Annotated in this window: 13 protein-coding genes; 9 read left to right on the top strand and 4 right to left on the bottom strand. The window is 70.5% G+C overall.

Going from position 1 to position 15,068, the window contains the following annotated elements:
* Nucleotides 1-21: 21 nt before the first annotated feature.
* The 5 genes from tkt (at nucleotide 22) to ASG30_RS07350 (ending at nucleotide 6,633) form a co-directional block, all read left to right on the top strand.
* The gene (tkt, locus tag ASG30_RS07330) at nucleotides 22-2,100 is read left to right on the top strand and encodes a transketolase (RefSeq protein ID WP_055894460.1); all 2,079 of its coding nucleotides are present in this window, start codon (nucleotides 22-24) and stop codon (nucleotides 2,098-2,100) included.
* A 136-nt stretch (nucleotides 2,101-2,236) separates the two neighbouring features.
* Complete coding sequence (gene gap / locus ASG30_RS07335) at nucleotides 2,237-3,238, top strand: type I glyceraldehyde-3-phosphate dehydrogenase (RefSeq protein ID WP_055894462.1); 1,002 nt, start codon at nucleotides 2,237-2,239, stop codon at nucleotides 3,236-3,238.
* Nucleotides 3,239-3,359: 121 nt separating this feature from the next.
* Nucleotides 3,360-4,589, top strand: coding sequence for an adenylate/guanylate cyclase domain-containing protein (locus tag ASG30_RS07340; protein WP_055894463.1), 1,230 nt, complete (start codon nucleotides 3,360-3,362; stop codon nucleotides 4,587-4,589).
* A gap of 52 nt (nucleotides 4,590-4,641) precedes the next feature.
* A complete protein-coding gene (locus ASG30_RS07345; RefSeq protein ID WP_235579747.1) occupies nucleotides 4,642-5,931 on the top strand; it encodes a cytochrome P450 in 1,290 nt (429 codons plus the stop codon).
* 348 nt (nucleotides 5,932-6,279) lie between these two features.
* Nucleotides 6,280-6,633, top strand: a complete 354-nt coding sequence (locus ASG30_RS07350; RefSeq protein WP_055894466.1) for a DUF3703 domain-containing protein — start codon at nucleotides 6,280-6,282, stop codon at nucleotides 6,631-6,633.
* A gap of 3 nt (nucleotides 6,634-6,636) precedes the next feature.
* Here ASG30_RS07350 and ASG30_RS07355 read toward each other — a convergent pair whose 3' ends face one another.
* On the bottom strand, nucleotides 6,637-9,564 hold the full coding sequence (locus ASG30_RS07355) for a DNA topoisomerase III (RefSeq protein ID WP_055894468.1): 2,928 nt from the start codon (nucleotides 9,562-9,564) through the stop codon (nucleotides 6,637-6,639).
* A 76-nt stretch (nucleotides 9,565-9,640) separates the two neighbouring features.
* Between ASG30_RS07355 and ASG30_RS07360 the strand changes: the two genes are divergently transcribed.
* From ASG30_RS07360 to ASG30_RS07375, 4 genes are read left to right on the top strand one after another with little or no spacing between them, the layout of a single operon-like run.
* On the top strand, nucleotides 9,641-10,117 hold the full coding sequence (locus ASG30_RS07360; protein WP_055894470.1) for an SET domain-containing protein: 477 nt from the start codon (nucleotides 9,641-9,643) through the stop codon (nucleotides 10,115-10,117).
* Nucleotides 10,118-10,127: 10 nt separating this feature from the next.
* Nucleotides 10,128-10,895: a biotin--[acetyl-CoA-carboxylase] ligase gene (locus ASG30_RS07365; protein ID WP_055894471.1), complete on the top strand. Its 768-nt coding sequence runs from the start codon at nucleotides 10,128-10,130 to the stop codon at nucleotides 10,893-10,895.
* A complete protein-coding gene (locus ASG30_RS07370; RefSeq protein ID WP_055894473.1) occupies nucleotides 10,895-11,545 on the top strand; it encodes a hypothetical protein in 651 nt (216 codons plus the stop codon). The genes ASG30_RS07365 and ASG30_RS07370 overlap by 1 nt, the downstream gene beginning before the upstream one ends.
* Before the next feature lie 19 nt (nucleotides 11,546-11,564).
* A complete protein-coding gene (locus ASG30_RS07375) occupies nucleotides 11,565-12,224 on the top strand; it encodes a glutathione S-transferase family protein (RefSeq protein ID WP_055894474.1) in 660 nt (219 codons plus the stop codon).
* Here the strand turns inward: ASG30_RS07375 and ASG30_RS07380 are convergent.
* From ASG30_RS07380 to ASG30_RS07390, 3 genes are all read right to left on the bottom strand, one after another.
* Nucleotides 12,209-13,684, bottom strand: a complete 1,476-nt coding sequence (locus ASG30_RS07380) for a sensor histidine kinase (protein WP_055894476.1) — start codon at nucleotides 13,682-13,684, stop codon at nucleotides 12,209-12,211. The two genes, ASG30_RS07375 and ASG30_RS07380, sit on opposite strands and share 16 nt — an antisense overlap.
* Nucleotides 13,685-13,700: 16 nt before the next feature.
* Complete coding sequence (locus ASG30_RS07385; protein WP_055894477.1) at nucleotides 13,701-14,375, bottom strand: response regulator; 675 nt, start codon at nucleotides 14,373-14,375, stop codon at nucleotides 13,701-13,703.
* An 89-nt stretch (nucleotides 14,376-14,464) separates the two neighbouring features.
* Nucleotides 14,465-14,944: a MarR family winged helix-turn-helix transcriptional regulator gene (locus ASG30_RS07390; RefSeq protein WP_055894479.1), complete on the bottom strand. Its 480-nt coding sequence runs from the start codon at nucleotides 14,942-14,944 to the stop codon at nucleotides 14,465-14,467.
* Between the last annotated feature and the right edge of the window lie 124 nt (nucleotides 14,945-15,068).

Genomic DNA, 15,068 nt, shown 5'->3' on the forward strand with positions numbered 1-15,068 from the left:
GTCTTCCCCCCAAAGCCGCCCATGTCCTTCCTCTCCGCCGCCACCTCTTCCGCCGACACGTCCCCCGAGGCCAGCGCCGACGCCGTGCAGATGGCCAACGCGATCCGGGCCCTGGCCATGGACGCCGTGCAGCAAGCCAACTCCGGCCATCCCGGCGCGCCCATGGGCATGGCCGACATCTCGGTGGCGTTGTGGCACCGGCACCTGAAGCACAACCCGGCCGATCCGCAGTGGTTCGACCGCGACCGTTTCGTGCTCTCCAACGGGCACGGCTCGATGCTGGTCTACGCGCTGCTGCACCTGACGGGCTACGACCTGCCGCTGGAGGAGCTGAAGAACTTCCGCCAGCTGCACAGCAAGACGGCCGGCCACCCCGAGGTGGGCATCACCCCCGGCGTGGAAACCACCACCGGCCCGCTGGGCCAGGGCATCACCAACGCCGTGGGCATGGCCCTGGCCGAGAAGCTGCTGGCCACCGAGTTCAACCGCGACGGCCATGCCATCGTGGACCACTTCACCTACGTGTTCCTGGGCGACGGCTGCCTGATGGAGGGCATCAGCCACGAGGCCTGCGCGCTGGCCGCCGCCTGGAAGCTGAACAAGCTGGTCGCCGTCTACGACGACAACGGCATCTCCATCGACGGCAAGGTCACGCCCTGGTTCGTCGACGACACGCCGGCCCGCTTCAAGGCCTACGGCTGGAACGTGATCGGCCCGATCGACGGGCATGACGTGGACGTGGTGGACCGCGCCATCGCCGACGCCCGCCGCAGCGCCGACAAGCCCACCCTGATCGTGGCCAAGACCCAGATCGGCAAGGGCAGCCCCAACCGCGCCAACACGGCCAAGGCGCACGGCGAGGCGCTGGGCCTGGAAGAGGTCAAGCTCACCCGCGAGGCGCTGGGCTGGCCGCACGAGCCCTTCGTGGTGCCGCGCCCGGTCTACGGCGCCTGGGATGCCAGGGCCAAGGGCCGCGCGGCCCAGGCCGAGTGGGAAGGCCGCTTCGCCACCTACAAGGCGGCCTACCCGGAACTGGCGACCGAATTCGCGCGCCGCATGAAGGGCGAGCTGCCGCGCAACTTCGCCCAGGTCGCGGTGGACGCCGCCGTGGGCGCGCACGCCAAGGCCGAGACCGTCGCCTCGCGCAAGGCTTCGCAGCTCGCGCTGGAAGCCTTCACCGCCGCCCTGCCCGAGCTGCTGGGCGGCAGCGCGGACCTGACCGGCTCCAACCTCACCAACACCAAGAGCACGCCGCCGCTGCGCTTCGACCTCGCCGGCAACGTGCAGCGCGACGAGAACGGCCGCATCGGCCGCCACATCAACTACGGCGTGCGCGAATTCGGCATGGCGGCCGTGATGAACGGCATCGCGCTGCACGGCGGCTACATCCCCTACGGCGGCACCTTCCTCACGTTCAGCGACTACAGCCGCAACGCCATCCGCATGGCCGCGCTGATGAAGCGGCGCGTGATCCACGTCTTCACGCACGACTCCATCGGCCTGGGCGAGGACGGCCCCACGCACCAGTCGATCGAGCACGCCGCCAGCCTGCGGCTGATGCCCAACCTGGACGTCTGGCGTCCCTGCGACACGGCCGAGACGGCCGTCGCCTGGGCGGTGGCCCTGCAGAACGAGAGCCGCCCGACCGCGCTGCTGCTGTCGCGCCAGAACCTGCCCTACGCACCCAAGGCCGGCCTGGAGGACATCAGCAAGGGCGGCTACGTGCTGGCCGAGCCGGCCGAGGTGGGCCTGCAGCGCGCGCAGGCGGTGATCATCGCCACCGGCTCCGAAGTGCAGCTGGCCCTCAAGGCCCAGGAACTGCTGGCGCAGGACAACATCGCCGTGCGCGTGGTCTCCATGCCCAGCACCACCACCTTCGACCGCCAGAGCGTGGCCTACAAGCAGGACGTGCTGCCCGCCGGCCTGCCGCGCATCGCCGTCGAGATGGGCGTGTCCGACTTCTGGTGGAAGTACGGCTGCGCGGCGGTGGTGGGCATCGACACCTACGGCGAATCGGCGCCGGCCAACGTGCTGTTCAAGCACTTCGGCTTCACGCCGGAGAACGTGGCCGACACGGTGCGGGCCGCACTGTCGCGTTGAACGGGATGGCGCTTTCGGGCCTTTGCCGCCCGGGCGGCACCCGCGCTGCGAAAATCGCGGGTGTCCGCCCTCCACCGGCGCTGCGGACGGGTTCGCCGCGCCTTGACGACGATTTCACAACTCTCGGGAAAGCAAGATGACCATCAAGATCGGGATCAACGGTTTCGGCCGCATCGGCCGCATGGTGTTCCGCGCCGCGGTGCAGAACTTCAAGGACATCGAGGTGGTCGGCATCAACGACCTGCTCGAGCCCGACTACCTGGCCTACATGCTGCGCTATGACAGCGTGCACGGCCGCTTCGAAGGCGACATCGCCGTGGACGGCAACACCCTGGTGGTCAACGGCAAGAAGATCCGCCTGACCGCCGTGAAGGACCCGGCCGAGCTCAACTGGGGTGCCGTGGGCGCCGACGTGGTGGTCGAGTCCACCGGCATCTTCCTGACCAAGGAAGGCGCGCACAAGCACATCGCCGCCGGCGCCAAGAAGGTGATCATGTCGGCCCCGTCCAAGGACGACACGCCGATGTTCGTCTTCGGCGTCAACGACAAGACCTACAAGGGCGAGGCGATCATCTCCAACGCCTCCTGCACCACCAACTGCCTGGCCCCGCTGGCCAAGGTGATCAACGACAAGTGGGGCATCAAGCGCGGCCTGATGACCACCGTGCACGCCGCCACCGCCACCCAGAAGACCGTGGACGGCCCCAGCAACAAGGACTGGCGCGGCGGCCGCGGCATCCTGGAGAACATCATCCCGTCGTCCACCGGCGCGGCCAAGGCGGTGGGCGTGGTCATCCCCGAGCTGAACAAGAAGCTCACCGGCATGGCCTTCCGCGTGCCCACCTCCGACGTCTCGGTGGTCGACCTGACGGTCGAGCTGAACAAGGAAGCCAGCTACAAGGAGATCTGCGCGGAGTTCAAGGCGCAGTCCGAGGGCGCGCTCAAGGGCATCCTGGGCTACACCGAGGACAAGGTGGTGGCCACCGACTTCCGCGGCGACGCCCGCACCTCGATCTTCGACGCCGAAGCCGGCATCGCCCTGGACGGCACCTTCGTCAAGCTGGTGAGCTGGTACGACAACGAGTGGGGCTACTCCAACAAGGTGCTGGAGATGGTCCGCGTGGTGGCCGCGAAGTAAGCGCTCCCCAGATCGGATGAAGAACGCGCCCGCCGGGCGCGTTTTTTCTGGCAGGTCACGCGCCGCCGCCGCGCTGCGCCGCTATCGTGCGCCCTCCCCGGGACGGGGCAGGAGGAAGCGGATGGAGGACGCGGCATTCCGGCAATGGCTCACGCAGCGCAGCTGGGCCATGAGCGTGCGCTACTGCAAGGTGGTGGCGGTGCTGCTGCCGCCGGCGGCACTCACCACCGACGTCCCGCTGCTGCACGAGCACGGCGTCGGCGGCGTGGGCTGGCTGCTCGCCTGGCAAGTGGCGGCCGAGCTGGTGTGCCTGGCCCTGATCGCCGCCGACCGCTGGCTGCCCGCCCTGCGCGGCCGGGAAGGGCCGCTGTACACCTTCTGCGGCGTGTTCATCGGCCTGTGCACGTGGATCGGCATGGTGGACGGCGGCATGCGCGGCGACTTCTCCATCTACGCCGCCGGCATGACGTTCGGGGCCGCGGTGGCCGGCACGCCGCGACGCGTGCGCCAGCCGATGTACGCGGCCAGCCTGTTCGCGCTGGCGCTGCCCGTCTGGCACCGCGAAGCCGGCGATGCCGTGCGGGTGGCCGCCGGGCTGGTCAACCCGTTCTGCGTGGTGGTGCTGTGCCTGTGGCTGGACCGCTTCACCTACTCGCGTGACCGGGCCCTGTACCGCGAGACGCAGCGCGCGGAGGCCGAACGCGAGCGCGCCGACGGGGTGCTCTACAACGTGCTGCCGCGGGCGGTGGCCGACGAGATCAAGCAGTCGGGCCGGGTGCAGGCTCGCAAGTTCGACAACCTGGGCGTGCTGTTCGCCGACATCGCCGGCTTCACGCAGTTCTCCAGCCGGCTGCCCCCCGACGCGCTGGTGCTGGTGCTCGACGAGATCTTCTCGTCCTTCGACGCCCTGGTGCAGCAGCACCGGCTGGAGAAGATCAAGACCATCGGCGATGCCTACATGGTGGTCGCGCCCGGACGCATCGACGCCCTGTGCCGGCTGGCGCTGGAGATGCGCGCCGCGCTGGAGCACTACAACCACGCCAACGGCACCGGCATGGCGCTGCGCATCGGCATCCACGCCGGGCCGGCGGTGGCGGGCGTTCTGGGCGTGCAGCGCTTCCTGTACGACGTGTGGGGCGACACGGTGAACATCGCCAGCCGCCTCGAATCCGCCGGCCGGGCCGGGAGCATCCAGGTGAGCGAAACGGTGGTGCGCCAGGCCGGCGAAGCGTTCGACTTCCATGCGCGCGGGCTGGTGGAACTGCAAGGCCGCGGCCGCCTGCTCACCTACTGGCTGCTCGGCGCGGCCCGGGTGCCGCGCGGCGCTTCTCCGCTGGCCGAACCCGCCTGAGGCCGGCAGTTGTGCGCACGCGGCCGGGGCCGCGCCGAGGCAGGAACGTGGCTTGCCGCCGATTGGCATGGCCCCCGATGCGCTCCATGTTCCGCTGCTTCGCCCGGTGCCGGTGGTGCCGGGCCTGGACCAGTCGCTTCGCTTCCTGGCCGACCCTTACCGCTTCATCGCGCGCGAATGCCATCGCCTGGGCAGCGACGTGGTGCTGGCGCGGCTGATGCTGCAGCCCACCTTGTGCCTCACCGGCCCGGGGGCGGCCGAGCTGTTCTACGACTGCACGCGCGTGCGCCGCGCCGGTCTCGTCCCCGAGCCGAAGCGCGCCGGCCTGTTCGGCGGCTATGCGGTGCCCACGTCGGGCGGCGACCCGCACCCGTCCCGCATGCGGTTCATCGTCGCGACCTCGGGCCCGCTGGCGGCCGCGGCCCTGGTGACGCGCGCACTGCGTGAGTGGGACCGGCTGCTGCCCCACTGGTGCGCGCGGCCGCGGCTCGTGCTGTACGGCGCGGCCCAGGAGTGGCTGGCCCGCACGGCCTGCGCCTGGGCCGGCATCCCGCTGGCGAGGGACGAAGTGGGGTCCCGCACCGCCCAGCTCGCCGCTCTGTTCGACCCGCCGGCCGGTGGGCTGGCCGCGCACCTGCGGGCGCGCCTCGCGCGGCGTGACGCCGAAACCTGGCTGGCCCGGCTGGTGCAGGACCACCGGCGCCAATGGGTGTTCACCGAGGATTCGCCCGCCGCCGCGGCCGCCGAACTCGTCGATTCCCAGGGCGGCCAGCGGTTGCCCGCGCGGCTCGCGGCCGCCGAACTGCTGAACCTCTTGCGCCCCATCGTGGCGGTCTCGGTGTTCGTGGCGCTGGCCGCGCATGCCCTGCACCGCCACCCCGGTTGGCGCGATTCGCTCGCCGACGGCGAGGACGGCGACCTGGAGGCCTTCGTGCAGGAAGTGCGGCGCTTCTACCCGTTCTTCCCGGCGGTGCCCGGCCAGGTGCGGCGCGAGTTCGTCTGGGAGGGCTGGCACTTCCCGCAAGGCGCGCGCGTCATGCTGGACCTGTACGGCACCAACCACGACGCCCGCGCCTGGCCGCAGCCGCATGAGTTCCGGCCGGAGCGCTTCTTCGGTGCCGTCCCCGGCCTGTTCGACTTCGTGCCGCACGGCGGCCGCGCGGAGGACGGCCCGCGCGGTCCCGGCGAGGGGCTCACGCTCGCGCTGATGAAGCTGGCCTTGCGCCAGCTCGCTCTGCACCTGCGCTACCAGGTGCCGGCGCAGGACCTGGACCTGCGGATGGACCGGCCGCCGGCGCTGCCGCGCGACCGTTTCGTGGTCGAACGGCTGGTGCCGATCTGACCGGGCGCGGCCCTCGCGCAGGCGTCCTACAGACACCCTGCGCGCGCGGACTATCTTGCCCGCATGAGCACGCGTGCCACCGCCCGATCGCGGGCCGCCCCCAACCGACCTGCGCCCGAGGCGCGCAGCCGGCCGGGCGCACCGCAGCCTGATCGACGGGCCGCGACCAGCTCGCAGACGCGCGGTTCGGTGGACCACCACGCGGACTCGACCGCGAGCTCGGGCGCACCGCCACGCGAAGACCGCGCCGGCTGAGCCCTGCGGCTCGCGGCGACCTCAGCGCCGCTATTGGCCCGGGTCCTGCACGGGGCTTGACCTTCCCACGGTGGCAGGGTTTCCAATGCCGCCATGACGACCCGACACGACCCCGCCACGGCCTACCGCCGCCTCATCGATCGCCTGCCCGAAACGGCCGGCAACGCCGACGCCTGCTGGCGGCTGCTGATGGCCGCGCACGTGGTGGGGCAGGCCGAACTGCGCCTGCACTGGGACAGCCATGTCCGCATGCTCCGGCAGGCGCGCACCGAGCGCGATTGGCGAGAAGCCACAGGCCAGCTGATGCGGCTGGCGCTGGTGCCGCTGGGCCACCTGCTGGGCCGGCTGCCTGCCGGCAACGTGGGCCGCGCCACCGTCAGCGCCTTCGCGCCGATGGCGCCGCCGCCGCCGGTGGCGGCGCTGGTGCGCTGGGCGACCGGGGGCTGAGGCTCAGGTCAGGTGCTTGCCGACCAGGCCGGCCAGCTCGAACATGGTCACCTGCGGCTTGCCGAACACCTTGCGCAGCTTGTCGTCGGCATTGATCGCGCGCTTGTTGGTCGCATCCTGCAGGCCGTTGGCCTTGATGTAGTCCCACAGCTTCTTGATCACTTCCGTGCGGGCCAGGGGCTCGTTGCCGATCACCGCGGCCAGCTCCGCGCTGGGCGTGAGGCCGGGACCGGCCTTGCGCGGTGCCTTGGGCGCGGCGGCCTTCTTGGCGGCAGGGGCGGCCTTGGCGGCGGGCGCGGCCTTCTTCGCCGCGGCTTTCGCGGCGGTCTTGCCCGCGGCGCCCGCGGGCGCCCGCGCCGCCTTCGCGGCCGCGCCCTTGCGGGGCGGGAACTTGCTGTCGCGCGGCTCGAACTCGAAGTTCACCTTGCCGGCTTCCTTGTCCCAGGCCAGGAAGGCCTTGAACGAACGTCGGGTGCGCATGGACACGAACTTGTCCAGCAGGTCGGTCTTGCCGGTGGCCAGCAGCTTCTTCATCTGCTCTCGCTCGACCGGCTGCTGCAGGATGATCTGGCCGCTGCGGAAGTCGCAGCTGGGCGCGGGGTGCTCGGCCGTGGGCACCGAGCGCTCGCAGACGTAGTTCTTGCCCCATTCGAAGACGCGGGCGCCGCACTTCGGGCAGGGTCCCAGCGACTCCTGGCCGCTGAAGTCGATCAGCTCGCCGGTCTCGGCCGGGTCCTGCTCGTCGCCGAAGTCGAACTCCAGCTTCCAGTTCTTCTCTTCTTCGTCGAACTTGAGCGCGATCTCGGCGGTGAAAGGCCAGCCCGCCTTGGAGCGGAAGCCCTCCAGCGGGCCGATGCGCTTGTCGCGCAGGAACTGCTCCACCTCGTGGAGTTCGAACGCGCGGCCCGCCGGGATCTTGGTGAAGGAGAAACCGCAGGGCTGCGCCTGGGGCTTGCCCATGCAGGTGTAGCGGCGGTAGTTCTCCTGCACCACGCCGCCGCAGTTCGGGCAGGGCGTGCTCAGCGTGGCGTAGTCGCCGGGCACGGTGTCGCGGTCGTACTCCTTGGCCTTGCGCACGATGTGCTTGGTCATCTCCGCGATCTCGCCCATGAAGGCGTCGCGCGAGAGCTTGCCGTGCTCCATCTGGGCCAGCTTGTATTCCCATTCGCCGGTGAGCTCGGGCTTGGTGAGTTCCTCCACGCCCAGGCCGCGCAACAGCGTCATCAGCTGGAAGGCCTTGGCCGTGGGCAGCAGCTCGCGGCCGTCGCGCAGCATGTACTTCTCGTTGATCAGGCCTTCGATGATGGCCGCGCGGGTGGCCGGCGTGCCCAGGCCCTTCTCCTGCATGGCCTCGCGCAGCTCGTCGTCCTCGACCAGCTTGCCGGCGCCTTCCATCGCGCCCAGCAGCGTCGCCTCGGAGTAGCGCGCCGGCGGCCGGGTCTTCAGGCCCTTGGGCTCGACCCCCTGGACCGGCACCGATTCGCCCTCCTTGACCGGCACCAGCGTCTTGTCGTTCTCGTCGCCTTCGACGTTGGCTTCCTTGCCCCAGATGGCCAGCCAGCCCGGCTTGACCAGCACCTTGCCGTCGGTGCGGAAGCTGTGCTCCAGCACCTTGCTGATGCGGGTGGTGACCATGTACTCGGCGCTCGGGAAGAACACCGACAGGAAGCGGCGCACCACCAGGTCGTACAGCTTCTGCTCCGCGTCCGAGAGGCCGTGCGGCGCCTGCAGCGTCGGGATGATGGCGAAGTGGTCGCTGACCTTGGCGTTGTCGAAGATGCGCTTGCTCGGCTTGACGTAGCCGCTGTCCAGCGCCTGCCGCGCGAAGGGCGCCAGGTGGTTCATGCCGGAGGTGGCCAGCATGCCCATGGTCTCCTTGACCGTGGCGAGGTAGTCCTCGGGCAGCGCGCGCGAGTCCGTGCGGGGATAGGTCAGCGCCTTGTGCCTTTCGTAGAGCGACTGCGCCAGCGCCAGCGTGGTCTTGGCCGAGTAGCCGAAGCGGCCGTTGGCCTCGCGCTGCAGCGAGGTCAGGTCGAACAGCAGCGGCGAGGCCTGCGTGCTGGGCTTGGACTCCTCGGTGACGGTGGCGGACTTGCCGCGCACCGCTTCGGCGATGTCGTGCGCTTCCTTCTGGGTCCAGACGCGGTCGGCCCTCAGCTCCGGATCGTCCGGGTTCTTCTTCCACTTGGGGTCGAACCACTTGCCCGGGTACTCGCCCGCCTGCGCCGCGAAGGTGGCGTGCACTTCCCAGTAGTCGCGGCTGACGAACTTGCGGATCTGCTCCTCGCGCTCGACCACCACGGCCAGCGTGGGCGTCTGCACGCGGCCGACCGTGGTGAGGAAGAAGCCGCCGTCGCGCGAGTTGAAGGCGGTCATGGCGCGCGTGCCGTTGATGCCCACCAGCCAGTCGGCCTCCGAGCGCGAGCGCGCGGCCCAGGCCAGGCCTTCCATCTGCCGGTCGGTGCGCAGCTGGTCGAAGCCGTCGCGGATGGCCTGCGGCGTCATCGATTGCAGCCACAGCCGCCGCACGGGCTTGCCCAGCGGCTTGCCGCCGCCGGCGTACTGCTCGATCAGCCGGAAGATCAGCTCGCCCTCGCGGCCCGCGTCGCAGGCGTTGACCAGGTCGGCGATGTCCTTGCGCTTGGCCAGCCGGACGACCGCGTTCAGCCGCGTCTTGGTCTTGTCGACCGGCTTGAGGTCGAAGTACGGCGGGATCACGGGCAGGTGGGCGAAGCTCCACTTGCCGCGCTTGACGTCGAACTCCTCGGGCGCCTGGATCTCCACCAGGTGGCCCACGGCACTCGTGACGACGTACTTGTCGTTCTCGAAGTGCTCGTCGTGCTTGTCGAACTTGCCGACGGCCGGCGTCAGCGCCCGGACGATGTCCTGCGCAACGGAGGGCTTCTCGGCAATGACCAGTGTCTTTCCCATGTTTCTACAATCCCGGGTCCTCACGCGCGCATACGCGCACGCGTGTGTGCCTATTCAACTTATCAGAGTTTTTTCAATGCCAGCAAAAGCGCCCGTCAACGGCGGCCGGAAAATCCAGACCCGCAAGTCGGGCGTCCACGGCAAGGGCGTGTTCGCCGTGCAGGACATCGCCGAGGGCGAGACCATCATCGAATACGTCGGCGAGGTCATCACCTGGAAGGAGGCGCAGCGCCGCCATCCCCATGACCCGAAGGACCCGAACCATACCTTCTATTTCCATGTCGACGAAAAGCGCGTGATCGACGCGCTGTACGGCGGCAATTCATCGCGCTGGATCAACCACTCCTGCGATCCCAACTGCGAGGCGGACGAGGAGGAAGGCCGCGTCTTCATCAAGGCCCTGCGCAACATCAAGGTCGGCGAGGAGCTCAACTACGACTACGGCCTGATCATCGACGAGCCGTATACCAAGAAGCTCAAGGCCGAGTATCCCTGCTGGTGCGGCGCCAGCAACTGCCGCGGCACGCTGCTGGCGCCCAAGCGGCGCCGCTGAGGAAAGGGCGATGCGCTGGCCGGCCGAAGCGGTGTGGGAGCAGGTGGCGCCGCTGCTGCCCGGCTTCAGCGTCGAGGTGCTGCCCGAGGTGGGCTCCACCAACACCGAGCTGATGGGCCGCGCGCGCGCCGGGCGGCTCGACCCGGTGCTGCTGGTGGCCGAGCGTCAGTCGGCCGGGCGCGGGCGGCTGGGCCGGCAGTGGCACGGCGAGGCGGGCGCGTCGCTCACTTTCTCGCTGGGCCTGGTGCTGGCGCCGGCCGACTGGTCGGGCCTTTCGTTGGCGGTGGGCGCCACGCTGGCCGAGGCGCTGCACGGCGACATCCGGCTCAAGTGGCCCAACGACCTGTGGGTGGGCGACCGCAAACTGGCCGGCATCCTGATCGAAACGGCCGCGTCGCCGGACGGTGGCGGGCGCTACTGCATCGTCGGAGTGGGCATCAACCTGGCGACCCCGGCGGGCGAAGGCTATGCCACGCCGCCGATCGGCCTGCGCGAACTGGCGTCCGGCGCCGAGGCCGGCGAAGTGCTGCTGCGACTGGCAGATCCGCTGGTGCGCACGCTGCAGGCCTTCGAGCAGTTCGGGTTCGCGCCGTTCCGGGCGCGCTTCGCCGCGCGCGATGCGCTGGCCGACCGCGCCGTGCGCCTGAGCGACGGCACGGCGGGCACGGCGCACGGCGTGGACGAGCAAGGCGCCCTGCTCGTGCATACTGCCGCCGGCATGAAGGCGGTCGCCAGCGCCGAGGTGAGCGTGCGGCCGGCCGGATCGCCCCTGCCCTGATGCTGCGCCTGACCGTCCTGCTGCTGCTGCTCGCCAACGCCGCGTACTACGTCTGGGCCGAGGGTCTGCTGCTCCAGTGGGGGCTGGGCCCGCTGCCCCAGGCCGAGCCGCATCGCCTCAACCAGCAAATCCGCCCGGGCGACCTGCGCGTGCTGCCGCGCGATGAGGCCCGCCGGCTGGAAGCCAGCGTCGCCGCGCGGCCGGCCGAATGCCTGCAGGCCGGGCCGTTCGACGACACCGCCGTGGCGCCGCTGCGCCAGGCGCTGGCGGCCTGGCCGGCCGCGTCGTGGACGCTGGAGCCGATGGCCGACCCGGGCCGCTGGATCGTCTACATGGGCCAGTACCCGGACGCGCAGAGCGTGGAGCGCAAGAAGGGCCAGCTGCGCCAGATCGGCGTGGCCTTCGAGGCGCTCACCAACCCGGACCTGGAGCCCGGCCTCTCGCTCGGCGGCGCGCCCACCCAGGAGGGCGCCAACCAGCAGCTCGAGCGGCTTGCCATGCGCGGCGTGCGCACGGCGCGCGTCGTGCAGGAGCGGCCCGAGGTGCGCGGCCAGCGCCTGACGTTCCCCTCGGTGGACGACGCGCTGCGGCCGCGGCTGGACGATCTGCGCGCCGCCCTCAATGGCAAACCCCTGCGGCCCTGCCGCTGAACCCAAGGAGACCTCCTCGATGAGCCTCAAGCTCTATTTCGCCACGGGCGCCTGCTCGTTCGTGCCGCATACCCTGCTGGAGGCCTCCGGCGCGGCTTTCGAGCCGGTGCCGGTCAAGCTGCACAAGGGCGAGCAGAACTCGCCCGAATACCGCGCCATCAACCCGCGCGGCCAGGTGCCGGTGCTGGTGGATGGCGGGACGACCATCACCCAGATCCTGGCCATCGTCGGCTACCTGGCCGACCGCTTTCCCGAGCGCAATTTCCTGCCCAAGGATCCCCTGGCCCGCGCCAAGGTGATGGAGACGCTGGCCTGGATGAACAACACGGTGCACCCGACGTTCACGCACGTTTTCATGCCGTTCAAGTTCACCGACAAGCCCGAGACGCAGGCGGAGATCAAGGCCTACAACGCGCAGCTGTACCGGCCGATGCTGGCGGACATCGAGGCGATGGCGCAGCAGGCGGCGAAGGACGGCAAGCCCTTCCTCGGCGGCCAGGACTTCGGGCCGCTGGACGCGTATGCGCTGACGCTGCTGCGGTGGGGCGGCTTCGCCGGCATCGACCCGGCGGGTTTCCCGGCGCTGTGGGCCCACGTGCAGAAGGTGGCGCAGCTGCCGCCGGTGGCGCGGGCGATCGAGCGCGAGCGCCTGCAGCTGAACGTCTACAAGGCGGCCTGAGCGGCTTCCTCGGCCGCCGCCGCCGGCACGGTCCCCACGAAACGCACCACCGCCCGCGTGCCGGGCGGCGTGGCCCCGGGGTGCGCGTCCTCCAGCCAGACCTCGGCGCCGTGCTGGCGCGCGATCTCCAGCACGATCGGCAGGCCCAGCCCGGAGCCGTCGACGTTGGTGCCCAGCGAGCGGTAGAAGGGCTGGAACACCAGCTCCCGCTCGGCCTCCGGGATGCCCGGGCCCGAGTCCTCCACCTGCAGCAGCACCACGCCGCCGATGGGGTCGGGCAGCACGCGGGCGGTGATCACGCCCGGCTGGGACGGCGTGGACGGCGTGTAGTTGATCGCGTTGTCCACCAGGTTGCGGATCAGCTCCTTGAGCAGCGTCGGGTTGCCGGTCACCACCACGCCCGGCGCCTGCGGCATCGCGCCGTCGTAGCCCAGGTCGATGCGGCGGTCCATCGCGCGCGGCACCAGGTCGCGCACGGCTTCCTGCGTGATCTGCGCCAGGTCGCAGGGATGGCGCGGCAGCGTCTTGCCGCTGCTCTCCGCCCGCGCCAGCGCCAGCAGCTGGTTGACGGTGTGCGTGGCGCGCACGCTGGAGCGGCCGATCTGCTTGAGCGACTGCTTCAGCTCGTCGGCGCTGGAGCCTTCGCGCTGCGCCAGGTCGGCCTGCATGCGCAGGCCGGCCAGCGGCGTCTTGAGCTGGTGCGCGGCGTCGGCCAGGAAGCGCTTCTGCGTCGCGATCGAATGCTTCAGGCGCGTGAGCAGGTCGTTCACCGACGACACCAGCGGCGCCACCTCCAGCGGCACGGCGCGGTCGTCCAGCGGGGACAGGTCGTCGGGCTTGCGCGCGCGGATGCGCTCTTCCAGCTGCGACAGCGGCTTGATGCCGCGCACCAGCGCCAGCCACACCAGCAGCACCGCCAGCGGCAGGATGACGAACTGCGGGAGCATCACGCCCTTGATGATCTCGGTGGCCAGCACGGAGCGCTTCTCGCGCGTCTCGGCCACCTGCACCAGCGCCGGCTCGGCGCCCGGCAGGTCGATCGGCACCCAGGTGTAGGCCACGCGCACGTCCAGGCCGCGCATCTCAGCGTCGCGCAGGCGCACCTCGCCGATGACGGGCCGCTCCTCCTCGTCGGGCAGCGGGAAGTCGCGTTCGCCGCTGAGCACCTCGCCGCCGGGCCCGCGCACCTGGTAGTAGACCTGGTCGGAGTCGTCGGCGCGCAGCAGCTCGCGCGCGGGCTGCGGCAGGTAGAACACGGTGCGCTGGTTCTGCACCGTCACCAGTTGCGCCAGCGCCTGCACGTTGTATTCGAGGGCCCGGTCGAAAGGCTTGCCGGCGATGCTCTGGGCCACCAGCCAGGTCAGCGCCAGGCTCACCGGCCACAGCAGCAGCAGCGGCGTGAGCATCCAGTCGAGGATCTCGCCGAAGAGCGAGCGCTGCTCACGCTGGAAGATCTTCATGGGCGGTCCGGGCGCTTCAACCCGGGATCTTCTCCAGGCAGTAGCCGAGGCCGCGCACGGTGGCGATGCGGATCGGGCCCTTCTCGATCTTCTTGCGCAGGCGGTGGATGTAGACCTCGATCGCGTTGTTGCTCACTTCCTCGCCCCACTCGCACAGGCGCTCGACCAGCTGGTCCTTGCTGACCAGGCGGCCCGCGCGCTGCAGCAGCACTTCCAGCAGCCCCAGCTCGCGCGCCGACAGCTCGACCATCTTGCCGTCGATGGTGGCCACGCGGCCGGCCTGGTCGTAGACCAGCGGACCGTGCTTGATCGTGCTGCTGGTGGCGCCCATGCCGCGCCGGGTGAGCGCACGCACGCGGGCCTCCAGTTCCTGCAGCGAGAACGGCTTGGCCATGTAGTCGTCGGCGCCGTGGTCCAGGCCCTTGACGCGTTCCTCGATGCTGTCGGCGGCGGTGAGGATCAGCACCGGCATCGAGGAGCCGCGGCCGCGCAGCTTGCGCAGCACCTCCAGGCCGTGCATGCGCGGCAGGCCCAGGTCCAGGATCAGCAGGTCGAACTCGTTGTTCGTCATGAGCGCGGCGTCGGCTTCGCTGCCGCTGCTGACGTGGTCCACCGCGGCGCCGGAGCCGCGCAAGGTGCGCAGCAGGCCGTCGGCCAGCACCTGGTCGTCTTCGGCGATGAGGATGCGCATGACGTTGTCTCCTTGTGGTGTTCGGGCGCCGTCACGCGGGGCGCTGCTGAAATTTTAGGCTCGCCCACCCTACCCGGCGCTGACGCGCATCAGGCCGCCGGGCCCGCGTACGCCTCCAGCCCCAGTGCGACGACGGTCGCGACTTCCGCGCCGACTTCGGCGCGGAACTCGGCCTCGGCCTGTTGCACGGCGGTGCGGAAGGCGTTCAGCCAGGCCAGGCCGGTGGGGGTGAAGCGGACTTGCCGGGCGCGGGCGTCCTGGGGGTCCGGCTCACGCACCACCAGACCCCAGGCCTCGCACTGGGTGACCAGGTCGCCCATGGCCTGCTTGGTCATGCCGGCGCGCTCGGCCAGCTCGGTCAGGCGCGAGCCCTGCAGCGCCAGGTGGCGGGTGATGTGGATGTGGGCGGCGCCGACCTGCGCTCGGGCCGCCAGGTTGGACAGGCCCAGCGGCACCTCGGGGTCGTTCGCCATGAGGTGCAGCACCCGCTCGTCGAAGCGCCGCATCGCGTGGCCCAGCAGGCGTCCCAGGTGGGTCTGCCGCCAGGCGTCATCCGGTTGGAGGAGCATCGCCGGATCGTAAGGCAAACTGACCAAAAATGGCGTTTACTCCGCCCAACCCGTCGCGTTAGAGTACTGGCCATGCATCCAGCCTGTGAATCGAAACAGCGGGTGCCGGTAAAGCCAACCCATT

Source organism: Ramlibacter sp. Leaf400 (genome assembly GCF_001424545.1).
Classification (GTDB): domain Bacteria; phylum Pseudomonadota; class Gammaproteobacteria; order Burkholderiales; family Burkholderiaceae_C; genus Ramlibacter.